This is a genomic window from uncultured Anaerovibrio sp. (assembly GCA_902786545.1).
Taxonomy (GTDB): domain Bacteria; phylum Bacillota; class Negativicutes; order Selenomonadales; family Selenomonadaceae; genus Anaerovibrio.
Map to the genome: position 1 here is coordinate 1 of CADACU010000031.1, position 19,342 is coordinate 19,342.

At 46.0% G+C, this 19,342-nt stretch carries 20 protein-coding genes and 1 pseudogene; all 21 read left to right on the plus strand.

The features are described 5' to 3' along the window. Positions 1–442: pseudogene (locus tag QZV24_RS07085) on the plus strand (cobyrinate a,c-diamide synthase); the annotation flags it as partial. Next, positions 439–954, plus strand: a complete 516-nt coding sequence (locus QZV24_RS07090) for a hypothetical protein (protein WP_294522116.1) — start codon at positions 439–441, stop codon at positions 952–954. The pseudogene QZV24_RS07085 and the gene QZV24_RS07090, both read left to right, overlap by 4 nt. Continuing rightward, positions 954–1,511 (plus strand): bifunctional adenosylcobinamide kinase/adenosylcobinamide-phosphate guanylyltransferase, encoded by a 558-nt coding sequence (cobU, locus tag QZV24_RS07095; RefSeq protein ID WP_294522118.1) that lies wholly within the window; start codon positions 954–956, stop codon positions 1,509–1,511. Before QZV24_RS07090 ends, cobU begins: the two co-directional genes overlap by 1 nt. Positions 1,512–1,531: 20 nt before the next feature. Then, positions 1,532–3,064: a cobyric acid synthase gene (locus QZV24_RS07100; RefSeq protein WP_294522120.1), complete on the plus strand. Its 1,533-nt coding sequence runs from the start codon at positions 1,532–1,534 to the stop codon at positions 3,062–3,064. Continuing rightward, positions 3,061–4,020 carry an adenosylcobinamide-phosphate synthase CbiB gene (cbiB, locus tag QZV24_RS07105; RefSeq protein WP_294522122.1) on the plus strand — a complete coding sequence of 320 codons (960 nt, stop codon included), beginning with the start codon at positions 3,061–3,063 and terminating at the stop codon, positions 4,018–4,020. The genes QZV24_RS07100 and cbiB overlap by 4 nt, the downstream gene beginning before the upstream one ends. Then, positions 4,021–4,797, plus strand: a complete 777-nt coding sequence (gene cobS / locus QZV24_RS07110; RefSeq protein WP_294522124.1) for an adenosylcobinamide-GDP ribazoletransferase — start codon at positions 4,021–4,023, stop codon at positions 4,795–4,797. A gap of 1 nt (position 4,798) precedes the next feature. Continuing rightward, positions 4,799–5,662, plus strand: coding sequence for a GHMP kinase (locus QZV24_RS07115; protein ID WP_294522127.1), 864 nt, complete (start codon positions 4,799–4,801; stop codon positions 5,660–5,662). Positions 5,663–5,671: 9 nt separating this feature from the next. Next, a complete protein-coding gene (cobD, locus tag QZV24_RS07120) occupies positions 5,672–6,754 on the plus strand; it encodes a threonine-phosphate decarboxylase CobD (protein WP_294522129.1) in 1,083 nt (360 codons plus the stop codon). A 4-nt stretch (positions 6,755–6,758) separates the two neighbouring features. Further along, the gene (gene cobC / locus QZV24_RS07125; protein ID WP_290656746.1) at positions 6,759–7,424 is read left to right on the plus strand and encodes an alpha-ribazole phosphatase; all 666 of its coding nucleotides are present in this window, start codon (positions 6,759–6,761) and stop codon (positions 7,422–7,424) included. A gap of 226 nt (positions 7,425–7,650) precedes the next feature. Next, the gene (gene motA, locus QZV24_RS07130) at positions 7,651–8,427 is read left to right on the plus strand and encodes a flagellar motor stator protein MotA (protein ID WP_294522132.1); all 777 of its coding nucleotides are present in this window, start codon (positions 7,651–7,653) and stop codon (positions 8,425–8,427) included. A 3-nt stretch (positions 8,428–8,430) separates the two neighbouring features. Next, positions 8,431–9,201, plus strand: coding sequence for a flagellar motor protein MotB (locus QZV24_RS07135; RefSeq protein WP_290656748.1), 771 nt, complete (start codon positions 8,431–8,433; stop codon positions 9,199–9,201). Positions 9,202–9,253: 52 nt separating this feature from the next. Further along, positions 9,254–9,625: a holo-ACP synthase gene (gene acpS / locus QZV24_RS07140; RefSeq protein ID WP_294522137.1), complete on the plus strand. Its 372-nt coding sequence runs from the start codon at positions 9,254–9,256 to the stop codon at positions 9,623–9,625. Between the two features lie 2 nt (positions 9,626–9,627). Continuing rightward, the gene (locus QZV24_RS07145) at positions 9,628–10,491 is read left to right on the plus strand and encodes an NAD(P)H-hydrate dehydratase (RefSeq protein WP_294522140.1); all 864 of its coding nucleotides are present in this window, start codon (positions 9,628–9,630) and stop codon (positions 10,489–10,491) included. Positions 10,492–10,631: 140 nt separating this feature from the next. Further along, the gene (locus QZV24_RS07150) at positions 10,632–11,711 is read left to right on the plus strand and encodes a branched-chain amino acid aminotransferase (protein ID WP_294522142.1); all 1,080 of its coding nucleotides are present in this window, start codon (positions 10,632–10,634) and stop codon (positions 11,709–11,711) included. A 273-nt stretch (positions 11,712–11,984) separates the two neighbouring features. Continuing rightward, on the plus strand, positions 11,985–12,836 hold the full coding sequence (gene cdaA / locus QZV24_RS07155; RefSeq protein ID WP_294522145.1) for a diadenylate cyclase CdaA: 852 nt from the start codon (positions 11,985–11,987) through the stop codon (positions 12,834–12,836). Beyond that, on the plus strand, positions 12,826–13,767 hold the full coding sequence (locus QZV24_RS07160; protein ID WP_294522148.1) for a YbbR-like domain-containing protein: 942 nt from the start codon (positions 12,826–12,828) through the stop codon (positions 13,765–13,767). The genes cdaA and QZV24_RS07160 overlap by 11 nt, the downstream gene beginning before the upstream one ends. Before the next feature lie 18 nt (positions 13,768–13,785). Next, positions 13,786–15,399: an NAD(P)/FAD-dependent oxidoreductase gene (locus tag QZV24_RS07165; protein WP_294522150.1), complete on the plus strand. Its 1,614-nt coding sequence runs from the start codon at positions 13,786–13,788 to the stop codon at positions 15,397–15,399. A gap of 41 nt (positions 15,400–15,440) precedes the next feature. Next, a complete protein-coding gene (glmM, locus tag QZV24_RS07170) occupies positions 15,441–16,796 on the plus strand; it encodes a phosphoglucosamine mutase (protein WP_294522153.1) in 1,356 nt (451 codons plus the stop codon). Further along, entirely contained in the window at positions 16,796–17,575 is a 780-nt protein-coding gene (locus tag QZV24_RS07175) for a sirohydrochlorin cobaltochelatase (protein ID WP_294522156.1), read from the plus strand. The genes glmM and QZV24_RS07175 overlap by 1 nt, the downstream gene beginning before the upstream one ends. Positions 17,576–17,897: 322 nt before the next feature. Further along, positions 17,898–18,254, plus strand: a complete 357-nt coding sequence (locus QZV24_RS07180; RefSeq protein WP_290656759.1) for an OadG family protein — start codon at positions 17,898–17,900, stop codon at positions 18,252–18,254. 15 nt (positions 18,255–18,269) lie between these two features. Beyond that, on the plus strand, positions 18,270–19,342 hold a 1,073-nt coding region (locus tag QZV24_RS07185), incomplete at its 3' end, for a sodium ion-translocating decarboxylase subunit beta (protein ID WP_294522159.1).

Consider the following 19,342-nt stretch of genomic DNA (forward strand, 5'->3'; position numbering starts at 1 on the left):
TCGGGATTATGACCCATCTGTACGGCTGGCTGGGGTGATTTTAAATCGCTTGGGCTCGGATAATCATGAACGCATTATCCGGGAGGCGATGGAACAACTGCATATTCCGGTGTTGGGAGCTGTTCGGCGTAATGACAAATTTAAAATGCCTGAGCGCCATCTGGGCCTTTTGCCGGCTGAGGAAAATCAGGAGCGGGATGTACTCAATCAGTTGGGTCAAGTACTGGCTGCCCAGGTGGATATAGATAAGATAATCTCTATAGTTAATCAGGCGCCGCCGATGATTGTTCAGGGAATGTTTGACCAGGCCGGGAAGTCGCCAAAGGTAAAAATCGGGCTGGCCCGGGATGAGGCCTTTTCCTTTTATTATCCGGAAAGTATCCGGGTGTTGGAACATAATGGCGCAGAAATCATTGAATATTGCCGGAGGTTGACGGCTTGATATTTGGCGGCGGATTTCCGGAAATGTTTGCGGAAAGGCTGACGGACAATCAGTCAATTATGAAATCCATAAAGGATAAAGCTGGTCAGGGGATGCCGATTTATGCTGAGTGTGGTGGCTTCATGTATCTTAGCCAGTCGTTGACAGATTTTGATGGGAATATTTATCCTATGTGCGGTGTTTTACCCGGACAGGTAAAGATGAATACCAAGCTGCAGATGGTGGGTTATGTGGAGGCTGAGCTGCTTTGTGACGGGCTTTTAGGCAAAAAAGGTGATGTTATCAAAGGCCACGAATTTCATTTCTCCGGGGAAACAGACCCGTCCATGCAGGATCAGCGGGCTTTTCGGTTTACCCGATCAAGAAATGGAGAACGCTATTATGGTGGTTACAGCATAGGAAATGTGCTGGGTTCTTATTTGCATATGCATTTTGCCGGTTATCCGAAAGCGGCAGTAAATTTTGTGGAAAAATGCCTGTTGTACAAGGCGGGGAAAAGGGATAATAACTGATGGGAAAAATAATTTTGGTCACTGGCGGTGCCAGAAGCGGGAAAAGTACCTTTGCAGAGCAGTATGTAGCGAAAAATGGTAAAAAAATTGGCTATATTGCCACTTCACAGATATGTGATGATGAGATGGAGTTTCGGGTGAAGCTGCATCAAGAGCGTCGGCCTCAGGACTGGACTACCTTTGAAGCAGCCTTTGACGCCCATACTGTTTTGGCGGAACAGGGGAAAAAATATGATATGTTCCTGTTTGATTGTATGACTATTTACATCAGCAATATTTTAAGCCATGTTCATGATATAGGGGCTTTTGACCAGATCTATGAGCTGGTCACCAGGAAATTAAATGAACTGATAATGGCCATAAAAAATTCGGATGCCACGGTGGTAATTGTCACTAACGAGGTGGGGGCCGGCATTGTACCGGAAAATAAATTGGCCAGAATATACCGTGACTTGGCGGGGCTGTCCAATCAGATATTGGCTCAGGCGGCAGAGGATGTGTATCTGGTGGTAGCCGGGATGCCAGTCAACCTGAAAAATATCAAGGAAAATATATAGGAATTGGCAAGGGGAAATAAATGGCTAGGAAGATAATGTGCATGGGAACATCATCTCATGTGGGAAAAAGTATTTTGGCAACAGCACTGTGCCGGATTTTTTATCGGCAGGGAAAACGGGTAGTACCCTTTAAAGCTCAGAATATGGCTCTGAATTCTTATGTAACCCGTGATGGGGGAGAAATGGGCCGGGCTCAGGTGGCCCAGGCAGAGGCGGCTGGAATGGAGCCGGAGGTGGATATGAATCCGGTTTTGTTGAAGCCGACGGGTAACGCCTGCTCTCAGGTTATTATTAAGGGGAAGCCGGTGGGTAATATGTCCGCCAGAGAATACCATAATGGGTATTCGTTAAAGGCCTTTGATGCTGTCAAGGAGTCTTTAGCCCGTTTGGACAAGGAATTTGATACCATTGTGATTGAAGGGGCCGGCAGTCCTGCTGAGGTGAATTTGAAGGCCAATGATATTGTGAATATGCGGGTAGCCAAATATCTGAATGCACCGGTGCTGTTGATTGCTGATATTGACCGGGGGGGAGCTTTAGCCTCACTGGTGGGGACTCTGGAATTGCTGGATGAAGATGAACGGGCGCTGGTCAAGGGCTTGGTTATCAATAAATTTCGGGGCGATGTGAGTCTTTTGACGCCAGCTATTGATTTCTTGGAGGAAAAAACCGGCAAGCCGGTGCTGGGCATTATTCCCCATATTGACCAAATGGGAATTGATGATGAGGATTCTGTGTCCCTGCAGGAAAAGGTATCGGTTGAAGAAGCGGCTGAGCTGAAAATAGCGGTTATTCAAACACCGAAAATTTCTAATTTTACTGATTTTGACGCCTTAGCCAATGAAAAGGATGTTTCCCTGTATTATGTGAAAGAGGCGGCGGATTTTGGAACGCCGGATATTGTTATATTGCCGGGAAGCAAGAATACCTCCGAAGATATGCTTTATTTGGATGAGTCGGGAATTGCCCGGCTGATAAGGTCCCACGCCGAAACCGGCAAGGCGGTTATCGGTATATGTGGTGGCTACCAGATGCTGGGCGAAGAAATACAGGATCCGCACCATACGGAGTCGGATTTGGACAGTATTAAGGGCTTGGGTCTTTTGGGGATGGTTACGGTTTTTTCCGACAAAAAGCTGACCAATCAGGTAAAGGCTGACTGCCAGGACATGCTGTTTATGGGGCAGACCATCAGGGCCAGTGAGCTGACTGGCTATGAAATTCACATGGGCAAGACAGAATTTAAAAATGATACTGACCTGCATCCGTTTACTATTAAAGAGCGGAGCCGTAAGGCCTGCCACGATGTGGAAGGGACTGCCTGTGCTATGGGGAATGTATTTGGCACATATATTCACGGCGTTTTTGATAACGATGATTTTCGACGGCAGCTTTTAAATGCCGTCAGACTGACCAAGGGGCTTCCTGCATTGGCCAATACCCGTAATGTAATGGCGGAAAAACAGCAAAATTATGAGCGGCTGGCGGATGTTGTGGAGCAGCATTTGGATATGGATAAACTGGAAAAAATAATGAGTGAGAGTAGTATATGATAACGGCTATTGCAGCGTTTTTTATTGATGCGGTCATAGGTGATCCCCGAAGCAACCTGCATCCGGTGGTGCTTATCGGCAGACTGATTGCCGGACTGGAGCGGACGCTTTACAGCAAGGAGGCCACCCCCCGGTGGCAGATGATATCCGGCGGTGTGTTGGTAGTTCTGGTTTTGGTATTCACCTTTTTGACGGTAAATGGTATAATGAATTTGGTTGGTTTGTGGGGAAACAGCGTGTTGACAATGATAGTTGAGGCGTTTCTCCTGAGCTTTACCATCTCACCCAAAAGTCTGGCGGCCGCTGGTAAAGAGCTTTATGGTTATTTGTTGGCCAAGGACATGGAGCAGGCCAGATTTAAAGTAGGCTGGATAGTCGGCCGGGACACTGAAAATCTGGACGCGGGGGAGATTTCCCGGGCTACGGTGGAAACCATTGCCGAAAACACGGTGGACGGTATTATTTCTCCGCTGTTGTTTTTTGCTATAGGTGGGGTACCATTGGCCTTTGTTTATCGGGCGGTAAATACCCTGGATTCCATGGTGGGGTATAAAAATGAACGGTACTTGTATTTTGGCCGGATAGCGGCCAGAATTGACGATGTGTTGAATTATATTCCGGCCAGGATTACGGGACTGTTATTTGTGATATCGGCCCTGATACTGGGCTTTGATTGGAAAAAATCCTGGAAAATCCTGCGACGGGATGCCAGCAAGCATCCAAGTCCCAATGGCGGTTGGGCGGAGGCCTCTGTGGCAGGGGCCCTGCATATACGCTTGGGGGGCTATAATTCCTATTTTGGCAAGGTTCATTTTCGGGCCTATATGGGGGATCCGATGGAGGATTTGTCACCGGGGAATATAATGCAGACTATTCGTATGATGTATACGGCGTCTATTTTGTTTTTGATAATTTCTCATGGTGTGTTTGTTGTTTTGAGTGTAGGAGTGCTGTAAATGCAGGCGTTTTTTATCGGACTGCAATTTTTGACCAGAATAAATATCGTTAAACAGACAGTTTGGACGGAAGATGATTTCGGCAAGAGTGTCCGCTATTTTCCCTTGGTGGGAGCTGTTTTAGGCAGTATATATGGCGGTATAGCCTGGATAATGTGTTGTTTGTTGCCAAGCTATGGGATATTTTTACCACATCACCTGACCTGCGTATTTTTTGTGGCTTTGCCGGTTCTTTTGACAGGTGGCATTCACTGCGATGGGTTTATGGATACGGTGGATGGCATTTTTTCCGGCCGGGACCGGGAGCGGATGCTGGAAATCATGAAGGACAGCTGTACGGGGGCTTTTGGGGTAGTTGCCTTTGTGTTGCTGATGATGTTCCAATATGGGGCTGTATCAGATATGCTGCCGGAGAATTTGCCGATAGCCTTGTTTGTAATGCCAATAATTGCCAGAATGATGATGGTGGTGGCCATCTCCCTTTATCCTTATGCCAGACCGGAGGGGATGGGGAAGGCTTTTACCCGCTACGCTGACCGAAAATCATTATTTTTTGTGTTTTTATACGGGCTGTTGCTGGTGCTCCCCTGGGGAATGATTGGGGCCCTGGCAACTATTTGCGCCCTTTTGTTTACTTTTTTCTTTTGCAATTATGTGACCAGAATTTTAGGGGGCCTCACCGGGGATGTATATGGTGCGGTGACCACATTATGTGAGCTGGTTGTTATGGTTGCTTTTGTGTTTGGAAATTACCTTTTCGGGAGGGGGATAATATAATATGGTTTTAGAGGTTTGGGTACCTGGCTCTTGTGGAGAGATAGCCCAGGGCTGGCGGGATGGTCAACCGTTTATGGTGACCTGTCCAATCGGCTTGTATTCAAGGGCTTTGGTTACAGATAGTACTTCTGCTAAAACCGGTTTTGGCAGAAAAGCAAATATTGCGTTAAAAAATACAGTGAGCTTTATGGGCTTTACGGATTTTCCATTGGGAATTGCCCTGGAATCCCAGTTGCCGACCGGCAAGGGAATGGCGGCCAGTACGGCTGATATTGTGGCGGTTATTCAGGCTGTGGCAACCGCTATTGATGATGAACTTGCCCCGGAAACTCTGGCTGAATTGGCGGCTGGTATTGAACCAACTGACGGCGTGTTTTATCCGGGCATTGTCCGGATGAATTATATGACCGGTGAATTGCTGGAAACCTATGGAGATGTTCCTAAGCTGATTATTGCTATGTTTGATACTGGTGGAACAATCAATACTGTGGAGTTCCATTCGGATTATTCGACCAATGCCGGCAATACGGACAGTCCGGCTGAGCTGTTGGAGGCTGTGGATTCCCTGACCAAGGATTTTTCGCCGGAAAATATTGCCCGTGTGGCCACTATAAGTGCCCGGGCTAATCAAAAGCTGGTGGAAAAGCCTCAGCTTGAGGAAATAATTGAATTTGTGAAATCTCAGGGGGCCCTGGGGGTTAATGTGGCCCACAGCGGCACCATGATGGGAATTTTGTTCAGTCCGGATGAGTCCATGAAAAAGGTTATGAATGTGGTTCAGCTGATAGGGGAGAAGTTCCCACACATGGAATATTTTGAAACAGAGCGCTTGATTTCAGGCGGCTGCAATGTAAGAAATAGGTAATATGCCATAATGAAGCCTTTTGAACACGGGGGAAATGTGTATGACGCCGGGGACTGCAATGAAGAGTTGCTGGACTTCAGCGCCAATATCAATCCGCTGGGATTATCAGAACAAGTAAAAAAAGCAATAATGAATAATATGGAAAACCTGGTTCACTACCCTGATCCGTCAGGGGCTAAGCTGAAGCAGGTTATTTCCGTTTATTATGGGACACACCCTGAAAATATTATTTTGGGCAACGGGGCAGTGGAATTGTTGTACATTTATTTCCATAGCCAACGGCCACAACGGGTGCTTATACCGGTGCCTTCGTTCAGTGAATACGAGCGGGCAGCCAGGGCTGCAGACTGTCAGATTGAATATATGTATTTGGATAAGGCTTCGGATTTTGTTTTGGACAAGAAAAAGCTGCTGGAGCTGTTGCCGGATTTTGATGCAGTAATATTGGGAAATCCAAATAATCCTACGGGGAAGCTTATAAGTCGGGCCGATGTCCTTGAGTTGGTTGAAGGTGCTAAAAAAACTGGTTCAACTGTAATAATGGATGAGTCCTTTTTGGATTTTTTGACTGATAGTGACCAATATACTGTAATTGACCAGGCGGCTAATTATAAAAATCTTTTTGTGATACAGTCTATGACGAAGTTTTTTGCCATTCCGGGCCTGCGATTGGGCTTTGCAGTGGCAGATCCAGCTCTGGTAACGGTTCTCGAACAGGGAAAAGATCCTTGGAATGTAAATCTGCTGGCTCAGGTCGCCGGAGTAGCAGCTTTGGGGGATGAATATTACCAAAAAGCGGCCCGGCGGATTGTGGCTGATTGTCGGGATAGCCTTTATAGGGGATTATCAGAAGAAAAGATGCTGATTGTGTACGAGCCAACAGTGAATTTTATTCTGGTCAGTCTGGCGAACACAGGCCTGCGCAGCGGTGTTTTTGTGAAAGCAATGCGGGATAAAGGGATTTTGGTGCGAGATTGCAGTAATTATCCCGGGCTGGATGATTATCATGTTAGATTTGCCGTAAGGCTCAAAGAAGAAAATGACCAGCTGCTGAAGACTGTTCGGCAGGTTTTGGCAGAAAACCGGGGGTGACAGCATGACGAAACTAATATTGGTACGGCACGGTCAGACCGTATGGAACAAGCTGGGCAAATACCAGGGGCAAGCGGATATTGAACTCAGTGAAGCGGGAATAGAGCAGGCTAAACTTTTAGGTGAGAGGTTTCCTTTTGATCAAGTTTCAGCGATATATTCCAGTCCACTGAAAAGGGCTCGGGACACAGCTGAGGCAGTAGCAAAAAAATTCAAGCTTCCGATAGTGGCCTGCGAGGCGTTTCGTGAGATAAATTTTGGTCAGTGGGAAGGCCTGACCTATGAGGAAATTCACGCCAAGTGGGAAAAAGAGCATACCCTTTTGTTTAAGAGCCCGGATTTACTTACCTGCCCACAAGGTGAGGGCTTTTCGGATGTCCAGGACCGGGCTGTAAAGAAAATGCTGGAAATAGTGAAGGCACATGATGGTGAGACTGTTGTTATAACGGCCCATGGCGGTGTTATAAGAACCTTGCTTTGCTATGCCTTGGGGATGCCATTAAAGAATATGTGGAAGATAAGACAGGATAACACAGCCGTAAATGTGGTTTCGGCTTATGATGAGGGAATGGTGGTGGAGCTGATGAATTCCACCGTGCATCTGGCTGAGTCAGCCAAAACCATTTGTGATAATTTTTCCGCAGCCAGCGTCAAAGGGAAAAAGGATTGAAAACTGACAAAAAATGCTGGGTAAAGGCCATGTTTATGGGTCGTAGGTACTATCGGTGATGGTTTCTTTTCTTTTGTTTTTGTTGTATAATTAAAATATATTTTTGCTGACAAGTAGGAAATTTCACATTTTTATTGAATATACACACTGGGTAGATAAAGTGTGATTATTTTTATTGATAACAGAATGTAATGAACATATATTGTGTTGAACAGGGGGAATTATTTTGGAATTAGCTACGATCGTTGGCTTGGTTATGGGGCTTATATCAGTATTTGTTGGTATGGTAATAAAAGGCGCTCCTATATCAGCATTAAATAATCCTGCGGCGTTCCTTATCATCATAGGAGGAACAGCATCCTGCATATTTATCGGCTTTAGAATGGATCAGGTTGTAAGATTTCCTAAGCTAATAGGTATGACATTCAAAAAGAATAATTTACAATCTTCTGGTGAGCTTCTGCAGCTGTTTATTGAGTTGTCACAGCTGGCCCGCCGGGAAGGTATTCTGGCTTTGGAGAGCAAGGTTCAGGAAATAGAGGATCCGTTCTTCCGTACTGGTCTTGGTATGGTTATTGATGGTATGGAGCCGGAATTCGTAAGTGATGTTTTGGATGCGGAGCTGTCGATTATGCAGTCCCGTCATACAGAAAACCGTTCAATGTTTTCTCAGGCAGGAACCTATGCGCCGACCCTGGGCGTACTTGGTGCCGTAGTAGGTCTGATTGCAGCTCTTGGTAACTTGAATGATATCGATAAGCTGGGTCACTCCATTGCGGCGGCGTTCGTTGCGACAATTCTTGGTATATTTACCGGTTATGTACTTTGGCTTCCGTTCTGTAACAAGCTGAAGATTCTGTCCGAGCAGGAAATCAATCAGAAGCGTATGATTATCGAAGGCATTTTGTCTCTGCAGGCAGGTGACTCTCCTACTGCAATCGAGGCCAAGCTGATGGTATTTATCCCTCAGACAGCCCGTGAGGACTTGAAGAAGGAGGAATAGTAGATGGCTAAGAAAAAAAGACCAAAGCCTCATGAAGAAGAAGCATCAGAGGCGTGGCTGCTGCCTTATTCCGACTTGATGACATTGCTGTTGGCCCTGTTTATTTGCTTGTTTGCAATTTCTCAGACTGATGAAACTAAGCTGACTCAGATGGCACAGGCTTTCAGTTCAGCCTTTAATACAGGTGGTCCGTCCTTCTTCCAGGGGGCAGGCCCGTCTTCCACCAGTTCCCGTGATTATCTGTCTGATGAGGACGGCGGTGCGGAGGCTTATCTGGCTGAGAACAGTCAGCTGGAGGCAGTAAAGAAAAATCTTGAGGAATATATTTCACAAAATGAATTGCAGGATGATTTGAATGCGACCATGACGGAAGAAGGCCTGATGATACGAATCAAGGAAAAGGCTTTGTTCCCATCCGGTTCTGCTGATTTGGTACCAGGGGTACAGCGTATTGGTCCGGCTATTGCAGCTTTGGTGGCACCTATTCCACAGCGGATACTAATTTCCGGTCATACGGATAATGTGCCAATAAACAGTGCTCAATTTCCGTCCAACTGGGAGTTGAGCTCAATGCGTGCCCTGAATTTTATGAAGTTCATTTTGGCACAGGATAACAGAATAAATCCAGCCCGGTTTAGTGCGCTTGGTTGCAGTGAGTACCGACCGATTGCGGACAATTCCACTGAGGAAGGGCGAACCCAAAACCGTCGGGTTGAAGTGTTGATTGAACGGGCTGTGCATCTTGATAAGTCGGATATGCAGACGGTTCGTTAAAAAAATAGGGGCTGTGGCAACAGCCTCTTTTTTTGTGTGAGGTGTAGTAGCTGTGATAATTGGTATAGGTGTGGATATTATTGAATTGGACCGGGTACGGAAAGCAGTGGAGCGGGAGGCCTTTATTCAAAAGGTGTATACGGCTGCAGAAATTGACTACTGTCAAAGTAGGGGCAGAAGCAGTGTTCAATCCTTTGCGGGACGGTTTGCAGCCAAGGAAGCAATATTGAAGGCTTTTGGTACCGGCCTTAGAAATGGCTCTATGCAGGACATAGAAATTGTCAATGATGAGCTGGGGTGCCCCAAAGTACATTTGTCTGGCTGGTTTGAAGGTTTTGCCAGGGAAAAATCCGTGAAAAAAATTTGGGTCAGCATAAGTCATTCCAAGGATAGTGCAGTGGCTCAGTGTGTAATTGAGGGATAGATATGATTATCGATGAAGAGGCAGCTAAGGGATTTATAGTGCAGCGGGCTACTGATACGCATAAAGGTGAATGCGGGCGGATTCTGGTGGTTGCCGGATCTACCGGTTTGACGGGAGCGGCAGCACTGGCCTCTATGGCTGCCATACGGGCTGGGGCCGGTATTGTGAGTCTGGCTTGCGCTCAAAGCCTAAATCATATATTTGAAATAAAGCTTACAGAAGTAATGACTATTCCAGTTGCTGAGTCAGAGCCGGGACATATTGGCAAGAATTCTCTGCCAGTGCTGGTGGAGCGGGAAAAAAACTTTGATGTCACCCTGCTGGGGCCAGGACTTGGTCGACAGGCAGAAACCATGGAGCTGGTACGGGAGCTTATCCTAAAGGCTGATTCTCAGCTGATATTGGATGCGGATGCATTATATGCGCTGAGAAATCAAGGCGAGCTTTTGCGGAATTGCCACCGGATACCGGTACTTACGCCACATTTAGGGGAAATGGCAACCCTTCTTGGAATATCGGTTGAAAAGCTGCGCCATGATGTTTTGGGTATCACTCAAAGGGCGGCCGGCGAATTCAATGCCATTTTTGTGGTAAAAAGCGAGAAAACCATTGTGGTATTTCCCGATGGTAGAAGCTATGCTACTGGGGTCGGTAACGCTGGTATGGCTACAGCCGGTAGTGGCGATGTACTGGCCGGCACCATCGCCGGGGCTTATAAATTGGCGAAAAAGGATACTTTTCCACAACTGGGGGTTTATCTGCACGGACGGGCTGGGGACTTGGCCTTTGAAGAAAATGGCATTGGCCTTATTGCGTCAGATATATTAAATAATATTGGGAGGGTCCTGCTGGAGGTGCATGGATAAATTAAGCTAAAATAACTTTAAAAAAGTGGATAAAAAATGATATAAAGTCTTGAATTATTATAACAACGGCGTTATAATTCTTACTATATTGTTAACAATGTAACAAGAATTTGTATATTATGATAAGGGGATGTGTGTTTATGGCGGATATTCGTTTTGTTAAAGCGGACAAATTAAAGGATAAGCCAGATGTTTCCAAAATTGGTTTTGGAACCCATTTTACTGACTATATGTTTGTAATGGATTATAATGATGGTCAGGGGTGGCATGACCCACGAATTATTCCTTATCAGGATATTAAGGTGAGTCCGGCAAATACAACACTTCATTATGGTCAGGCTATTTTTGAGGGATGCAAGGCGTATCGCTACAAGGATGGCAAGGCAGTGGTATTCCGAGCTAAGGACCATATAGCCCGCTTGAATAAATCAGCGAAAATCCTTGATATTCCTCAGGTGGATGAAAAATTGGTATTCGAAGCTTTGATGAAGCTGATTGATATTGAAAAGGACTGGATACCGGATGGAGAAGGCCAGAGTCTGTACATCCGTCCATTTATTTTTGCTGATGACCCATATTTGGGAGTAAGCGTTAGTGATTCCTATAAGCTGATGATTATCCTCAGCCCGGTAGGCGCATATTATGCCCATGGATTTGCACCGGTAAAGATTATGGTGGAGGGTACTTATGTAAGAGCTGTCCGGGGCGGGCTGGGTGCCGCCAAGACACCAGCCAATTATGCAGCTTCCCTGCACGCCGGTCTGGTAGCTCATCAGAAGGGCTATGATCAGACCCTTTGGCTGGATGGTGTAGAGCGCAAGTACATCGGTGAAGTTGGTTCTATGAATATCCTCTTTAAGATTGATAACAAAATTGTTACACCGGAGCTGGATGGTACCATTTTGGACGGTATCACCCGACGCACGGTACTGCAGGTGGCCAAGGCCTGGGGATACGAGGTTGAAGAACGACGGATTTCCACTGATGAGCTGATTGAGGCATATAAATCCGGCAAGCTGGAGGAAGTATTTGGTTCCGGTACGGCAGCGGTTATTTCACCGGTAGGGGAGCTGGGCTATGAGAAAGCAGGCATAAATATGGTATTAAATGATGGTGCTATTGGTCCATTTGCCCAGAAGATGTATGACTATATTGATGGATTGCACACCGGCAAGGTGGAGGATACCTTTGGCTTTATAGATGTGGCTGGTACCTACTAATTGTATAATTGTCTTATATGAAAAAACGCTTCCTGGTTTATCCGGCGGGAGGCGTTTTTATTTACCCTTTACAGCTTGTTTTCATAGTTTTTTGCTTATATAATATAATAAAAGAATAATTATTATTGAAAAATGATAAAATATCCAGATATATTTAATAGTTAACACTTATAATTGTAATTATTAAAAGGTGGAAAAATGTTTTTTCGTCAGGCAGGATTTTGTGTTAAGTTGCTAGAATGTGTTTATTATATTGAGTGAGGGGTCTTGCGTATGCCATTTGAATTACCGATGCTATCCCAGTTTCACGCCCTGTTGGGGACGGTTGGAATTTGGGATTTGGTTGATGTTCTGATAGTAGCTATTATTTTTTATAAAGTATACGAAATGCTGAAGGATACCCGTGCCATAACTTTGGTAAAGGGTCTTGTTGTGTTGATGATTGTTACCATGATTGCCAGCGTTATGGAGCTGCATGTTATTTCCTGGTTGCTGCAGAAAACGGTAACATTACTCTTTGTGGCTTTGCCAATCGTGTTCCAGCCGGAGCTGCGGCGGGCATTGGAACGACTGGGGCAGGGCAAATTCCTTGGGATGGATAACCGCCTCAATATGGAAGAAGCCAATTCGTTGGTAAATGAAATAGATAAAGCCGTGTTCAATATGGCGGATAAAAAAATTGGTGCGCTTTTGGTTGTGGAAAAAAATGTAGGTCTCAATGAAATAATTGATACCGGAATTAAGATAGATGCCCTGGTAACCTCGGAATTTTTGATGAATGTATTTATCCCCAATACCCCGTTGCATGATGGAGCAGCAATAATTCGGGGCAAGCGTCTGGTGGCGGCAGGGTGTTATCTTCCACTGACCGATGACCGCACTCTTGGCACCGAGCTGGGGACCAGACATCGGTCTGCTATTGGGTTATCCGAACAGTGCGATGCAGTTATTATTATTGTCAGTGAGGAAACCGGCGTGGTTTCCATTGCGGAAAATGGCCGGATACAACGCTATATGAACCATGATAGCCTGCGGCAGCGCTTGCGGCCACTGTTCCAGGAAGAAAAAGTAAGTCTGAATTTTAAGGACATTATTGCCAATTGGAGGAAGAAAGATGATGAATAGTATTCAAAATTTATTCAGAAGAAATCTTCCTGCCAAGATAATGGCTATAATTGGTGCGGTTGTCATGTGGGGATTTGTGATGAATGAACAGAATCCGTCAGTGAATTCCACTATTACGGTGCCAATTTACACTATGAACGCCCCGGAGGGGTATCAGGTTGAAATGGAAGTCCGGGAAGTTACCCTGCGGGTTCGGGCCCCTCGGGCCTCGTTTACTTCAGTTAAGGATGATGATTTCAAGGCCTATGTTGATTTGGCAGAGGCTACTGAAGGTAAAAATGATATCAAGGTAAGAACTGTTGTGCCACAAGGATTTGAGGTACTGGAGGTATCTGTTCCCCATGTTCAGGTCACTTTGGAGGCCCTAATGGAAAAGGTAATGTCACTGGATATACAGGTGACAGGTAATACCGGTGCCGGCAGTGCACTGGAACGAATTATTCCCGACAAGGACAGTGCAAAAATCACCGGTCCGAGAAGTGCTGTGTCTAAAGTGGCCCGTTTGGTTGGTTATTTGCCTTTGGCGAATAATACCACAGATTTTAAGAGCAAGGTAAAGCTGACTCCGGTGGATAGCGATGGAAATATTGTTGGATCGGTTGTTGTGGTGCCACAGGAGATTGAAATAACGGCCAAAATTATGAACGGAGTGGAGAAGAAGCTGATACCAATCAAGGTGGTATACAGTGGTACTCCGGGCAGAAAGTTTGTGGTGGCAGGTACTGCCGTACAGCCGGAACGGCTAGAGGTTATTGGTAAAAAAGATCAGCTGGCCAATATGAATGAGATAAATACGGAAATGATTTCTATTGATGGCGTTCAGGAGGATGTTAACAAGGAAGTTAATCTGGAGCTGCCGGATGGAATTATTGTACCAAGCAAACGGGTTTCCGTGAAAATAAGTATAAACAAGGTTCTGCAGGATAAGTAATTAGCGAGGTATAGAGCTGTGATTAGGATTCAGAATTTTAGCGTTTCCTTTGATGACAAACGGTCCCTTGCAGTTTTGGCAGAAAAACGATTGGAATTACCACCCCACTCTGTCAGTGGGGTGGTAATTGTGCGTAAAGCGATAGATGCCAGACGGTATAAGGGAGCCAGCATTAAATTTATCTACATTTTGGATGTAACGGTAGATGGTAACGAAAAAAAGATTTTAAGCCGATTAAAGAAGGATAAAAATATTGGACCAGCACCGATAAAACCGATGCGAAAGAAGTATTTACCGCCAAACGACGGGGATTTGCCACCGATAGTAGTCGGATTTGGACCAGCGGGGATGTTTGCAGCCCTTACTTTGGCCCGGGCAGGCTATCGGCCTATTGTGCTGGAACGGGGTCGGGATGTGGACAGCCGTCACGCTGATATACAGAAATTCTGGTCAGGCGGTGGCTTTACACCAAAATCCAATGTACAGTTTGGCGAAGGTGGAGCGGGTACCTTTTCCGATGGCAAGCTGACCACAAGAGTATCTGACCCACTGATAAGAGAGGTGTTGGAGGATTTTGTGGAGGCCGGGGCACCGGAGGATATAAAATATTTACACAAACCTCATATAGGGACGGATATTCTTCGGAAGGTAGTAAAAAATATACGAAAGGAAATAATCCGACTGGGGGGGCAGGTGCGGTTTGAAAGTCAGGTAACTGGTATCGAAAAAAATAGTGATGAAGCCATTAGTAGCATTATCATAAATGACAGTGAGAAAATACCGGTATCAGCAGTGTTTTTCGGGATTGGCCATTCAGCCCGGGATACATACCATATGCTGTATGAGGCTGGGCTGCATATGGAGGCCAAGCCTTTTGCTGTAGGAGTTCGCATCGAGCATCCCCAGGAGATGATTGATCGGTCCCAATATGGACCGGATGCCGGCCACGAGCTGTTGCCGGTGGCTGATTATGCTCTTACCTATAATGACAAAGAGCTGGGACGGGGGGCGTATTCCTTTTGTATGTGTCCCGGTGGTCAGGTGGTGGCTGCTGCTTCAGAGGAAGGCGGGGTAGTCACCAACGGAATGAGCAATTATCACCGAGATTCCGGTGTGGCTAATTCCGCTCTATTGGTAACGGTCAACACTAGTGATTTTGCGGACCATCCATTGGGGGGGATTGAGTTTCAGCGCAAATGGGAACGGGCGGCGTTCAAGGCCGGTGGCGGTGAGTACTATGCTCCGGTTCAGACAGTGGGGGATTTTTTGCAGGAAAAATCCGGGTCAGAAAGTTTTTTGACCAAGCCATCATATCATCCTGGGGTACAAGCCACGGATTTGCGGCAATGTCTGCCAGGATTTGTCAGTCAGATGCTAAAGGATGCTCTGCCATATTTTGGCCGGAAAATCCAAGGCTTTGACGATGCAGGCACCGTAATGACCGGCATAGAAAGTCGTTCATCGGCTCCGTGCCGTATAGTACGGAATCGGACCAGCTATCAGTCGGTGTCGGTGGCAGGGTTGTATCCGATTGGCGAAGGGGCCGGCTATGCCGGCGGCATAATGAGTGCCGCGGTGGACGGTATAAACGCAGCACTTGCTTTTTTAGAGAAAAAGGGGCATACTATGTAGGTATGATTTGATTCTTATCAATATATGGAGGTTTATTGATTATGGCTAGATTGTTTGGTACTGATGGTGTCCGGGGAGAGGCTAATGTTGAATTGACGCCGGAGTTGGCTTATCGTCTGGGACGGGCCGCAACCTTGTATTTTGGGGAAAACTCTGAGACAATGCCAAAAATCCTCATTGGCCGTGATACCCGTATTTCCGGTCAGATGTTTGAGGCGGCACTTTGCGCCGGTATTTGTTCTGCCGGTGGACGGGCGATTATTGTTGGAGTTATACCAACCCCAGCGATTGCTTATCTTACCAAGAAGAAAAAGGCCAATGCCGGTATTGTAATTTCGGCTTCCCATAATCCGTTCCATGATAACGGAATTAAGTTCTTTGGCGGCAATGGTTATAAGCTGCCTGATTCCGTTGAGGATGAGCTGGAGCGTATTGTGAAGAAAATCGAGGCCGGTGATGATTATCCACGGGCTACCGGGGCCAAGATGGGCTATATTGATTATCGCCATGAATATATTAACGAGTACAAGGATTTTATTTTATCCACCTGTACTGAACGGTTTGACGGCATGAAGATTGTTTTGGACTGCTCCAACGGGGCAGCCTATGAGGTAATGCCAATGGTACTGAACCGTTTGGGTGCTGATGTAATTGTATTAAACAACGCACCAAATGGCCGTAATATTAACGATAACTGTGGTTCAACCCATATGGACCGTATTCAGAATGCTGTGGTAGGTTTGGGGGCTGATTTTGGTATTGCTCATGATGGGGATGCAGACCGTTGCCTGTGCGTCGATGAAAAGGGCAACATTATTGATGGTGACCACATTCTGGTGATGTGTGCCAAGGAAATGATTGCAGCTGGTACATTGACTCACAACACGGTGGTAACGACTGTTATGGCCAATATTGGTTTTCATAAGGCAATAAAGGAATTGGGCGGCAAGGCTGAAATCACCAAGGTGGGTGACCGGTATGTATTGGAAAATATGTTGGCCAACGGTTACAAGCTGGGCGGCGAGCAGTCCGGACATATAATTTTCACGGATTATAACACTACTGGTGATGGCCCGGTGACGGCTATTCAGGTATTGTCTGCCATAAAGCGCAGTGGCAAGAAGGCTTCTGAGCTGAATGAAATGATGGTAAGCTATCCGCAGCTGCTGGTAAATGTAGCAGTAAAGACCAAGGATGGCTGGGAGGACAACGAAAAAATCAAGGAAGCCATTAAGGCTGGTGAGGCTGAGCTGGGGAGCGAAGGCCGGATTTTAGTGCGTCCATCCGGCACAGAACCACTTATCCGGGTGATGGCTGAGGGACCTGATCAGGCCGTATTGGACAAGATTTGTCATTCCATTGCTGATGTGGTGGTAGCCGAACAGGGAGCACGGTAATGAAGCAGGCCATAGTGGTAACCAGTTTTGGCGTGTATGACCAAAAAGTAAAAAAAGAATGTATTGATACGGTGATTGACGATGTTCGCCGGGAATTTCCCAGGTATGATGTTTTTGAGGCTTGGACATGCCGTTTTTTAGTCAGAAAGCTGGCTAAGGAGGGAATTAGCTATGGGCTTTTGGATGATGTTTTGGCCAATCTTGTTGAGGCTGGCTACCAGACGGTAATCGTTTTGCCGACCCATTTGACGCCGGGAGAGGAATTTAATAATAAAATTCTCACAGCGACTGAGGCGGTAAGAGGGCGTTTTGACCAGCTTACAGTGGTTAATCCGGTGTTGACAGGCAATGGACCGGCGGATTATGCCGGAATAACGGAAATCCTGGCAGATTTGGATGCTTTGGGGAACGGAGAAGAACTGGTGTTGATGGGACATGGCTCGCCAAATCACCATAATCCGGTTTATGAGTGGATACAGCAGTATGCTGATGAAAAGCATCTGCCACTGCATATTGGTGTGGTAGAAACCGAAGATTATCCAAATTTACAGAATGTCATCAGACGATTAACTGCCAAGGGCGTAAAAAAAGTATTTTTACGCCCGATGATGCTGGTAGGGGGCGACCATGCCAACAATGATATGGCCGGTGACGAGCCGACATCGTGGAAAAATACGATAATGACGGCTGGTATTGAGGTTCGTTGCTCAACCAAAGGCTTGGGCGCCAATCCGGGTTATCGGTCATTATACCTAAATAAGCTAAAAGAAGTTGAATAATTACCATAATTTATAAAATTATGCCAATATGGTCCTTTAAAGAAAGGGTAATTTCTGTTATAATAATAAAGCATTGTTAGACAAATATTTTTGTGGGGTACTGCCTCCAGGGTTTACCTTATAACGAGGTGAAGATGTCCCCCTCCTCTTTAGGTGGGGGTGAAAACAAATTACAACAGGTGGTGAGCATATCTTTTACCTCGTTGAAACGCTAATTGGAAGATTTTTCTTCTGAAAGAAGAAAAATTTGAACAATGGCGTTATAAACTTTAAGAAGCAGTAATGATAAATTTATTTTATAATATGATAAGGCGGTGTATGTATGGGTACTCAAGTGTCAAATCCAATTGTTATTATGCTTATCAATATGACAATTGTGTTTGCTGTGCTGTTTGTGCTTAGTCTCTACATCAGATTGATTCACAAAATCGATCCTACGGCTAAACCAGCACCAGCAGCTCCAAAAGTGGAGGCTCCAAAGGCGGCGGCTCCAGCTCCAGCAGCAAAACCAGAGGTTCAGAAGGGGATTGCTGGGGAGACCGTAGCAGCTATTGCAGCAGCATTGGCTTCTGTAGGTATTGGTTTTTCGCAGGTTAAGGCTATCAGGGTGGCTGATCGTCCAGGCTGGACCAACGCAGCCCGGAACGAAGGCTTGACCAGCTTGAAAATGAAGAAATAAGGAGGGACTGAAATAATGGAAATTTTAACAGCGTTTTCGACTTCTATTCAGTCCGTTTGGTTTGATAGTGGTTTTGCCTCTTTTACCTGGGGTAATTTTGCCATGATTTTGGTTGGCTTGGCCCTGCTGTATATGGCTATAGTTAAAGAGTATGAGCCATTACTTCTGGCACCTATTGCTTTCGGTTGTATTATGGCAAATTTCCCATGCACTGGCTTTTTGACTGAGCCAGGTGTTATGCAGCTCATTCACTATGGTATTCAGTTTGAGATCTTCCCACCATTGATTTTCTTGGGTGTTGGTGCGATGACAGACTTTGGTCCGTTGATTGCCAATCCAAATACCTTGTTCTTGGGTGCAGCTGCACAGTTTGGTGTGTTTGTATCCTTGGCCGGTGCAATGGCGTTGGGCTTCACTGCTCAGGAAGCATCTGCAATCGGTATCATCGGTGGCGCTGATGGCCCTACAGCAATTTATATGGCTTCCAAGATGGCACCAAACCTTTTGGGTGCTATTGCGGTAGCAGCCTATTCCTATATGTCTTTGGTTCCACTCATTCAGCCTCCTATTATGAAGCTGATGACTTCCCAGGAAGAGCGTGCTATCAAGATGGATCAGCTCCGCAGTGTAACCAAGTTTGAGCGGGTGGTATTCCCAATTTCTGCAGCAATCATTATTTCCTTGCTGTTGCCACCTGTAGCAGCTTTGATCAGCTGTCTGATGTTGGGTAATTTGTTCCGTGAGTCCGGTGTAACTGACCGTCTGTCAGATACTTCCCAGAATGCATTGTGCAATATGGTTACCATTTTCTTGGCAACCGGTACTGGTATGACCATGAGTGCAGAAAGCTTCCTTACTGTACAGACTATCGAGATCATTCTCCTCGGTCTGTTGGCATTTGCTGGCGGTACTGCAGCTGGCGTATTGCTTGGTAAGATTATGTGCCGTCTTTCCGGTGGCAAAATCAATCCGCTTATCGGTTCTGCAGGCGTTTCTGCTGTTCCTATGGCAGCCCGTGTATCCCAGATGGTTGGTCAGAAGGCAAATCCTTCCAACTTCCTGCTGATGCACGCTATGGGGCCTAATGT

What these genes read in the sequence shown, in the direction of transcription:
- QZV24_RS07160 (WP_294522148.1), top strand. Translation starts at nt 12,826, where the DNA reads ATGATGAATAGTATTCAAAATTTATTCAGAAGAAATCTTCCTGCCAAG.
- QZV24_RS07115 (WP_294522127.1), top strand. Translation starts at nt 4,799, where the DNA reads ATGGTTTTAGAGGTTTGGGTACCTGGCTCTTGTGGAGAGATAGCCCAG.
- QZV24_RS07150 (WP_294522142.1), top strand. Translation starts at nt 10,632, where the DNA reads ATGGCGGATATTCGTTTTGTTAAAGCGGACAAATTAAAGGATAAGCCA.
- QZV24_RS07135 (WP_290656748.1), top strand. Translation starts at nt 8,431, where the DNA reads ATGGCTAAGAAAAAAAGACCAAAGCCTCATGAAGAAGAAGCATCAGAG.
- QZV24_RS07175 (WP_294522156.1), top strand. Translation starts at nt 16,796, where the DNA reads ATGAAGCAGGCCATAGTGGTAACCAGTTTTGGCGTGTATGACCAAAAA.
- cbiB (WP_294522122.1), top strand. Translation starts at nt 3,061, where the DNA reads ATGATAACGGCTATTGCAGCGTTTTTTATTGATGCGGTCATAGGTGAT.
- glmM (WP_294522153.1), top strand. Translation starts at nt 15,441, where the DNA reads ATGGCTAGATTGTTTGGTACTGATGGTGTCCGGGGAGAGGCTAATGTT.
- QZV24_RS07145 (WP_294522140.1), top strand. Translation starts at nt 9,628, where the DNA reads ATGATTATCGATGAAGAGGCAGCTAAGGGATTTATAGTGCAGCGGGCT.
- cobC (WP_290656746.1), top strand. Translation starts at nt 6,759, where the DNA reads ATGACGAAACTAATATTGGTACGGCACGGTCAGACCGTATGGAACAAG.
- cobD (WP_294522129.1), top strand. Translation starts at nt 5,672, where the DNA reads ATGAAGCCTTTTGAACACGGGGGAAATGTGTATGACGCCGGGGACTGC.
- QZV24_RS07180 (WP_290656759.1), top strand. Translation starts at nt 17,898, where the DNA reads ATGGGTACTCAAGTGTCAAATCCAATTGTTATTATGCTTATCAATATG.
- cobU (WP_294522118.1), top strand. Translation starts at nt 954, where the DNA reads ATGGGAAAAATAATTTTGGTCACTGGCGGTGCCAGAAGCGGGAAAAGT.
- cdaA (WP_294522145.1), top strand. Translation starts at nt 11,985, where the DNA reads ATGCCATTTGAATTACCGATGCTATCCCAGTTTCACGCCCTGTTGGGG.
- cobS (WP_294522124.1), top strand. Translation starts at nt 4,021, where the DNA reads ATGCAGGCGTTTTTTATCGGACTGCAATTTTTGACCAGAATAAATATC.
- QZV24_RS07100 (WP_294522120.1), top strand. Translation starts at nt 1,532, where the DNA reads ATGGCTAGGAAGATAATGTGCATGGGAACATCATCTCATGTGGGAAAA.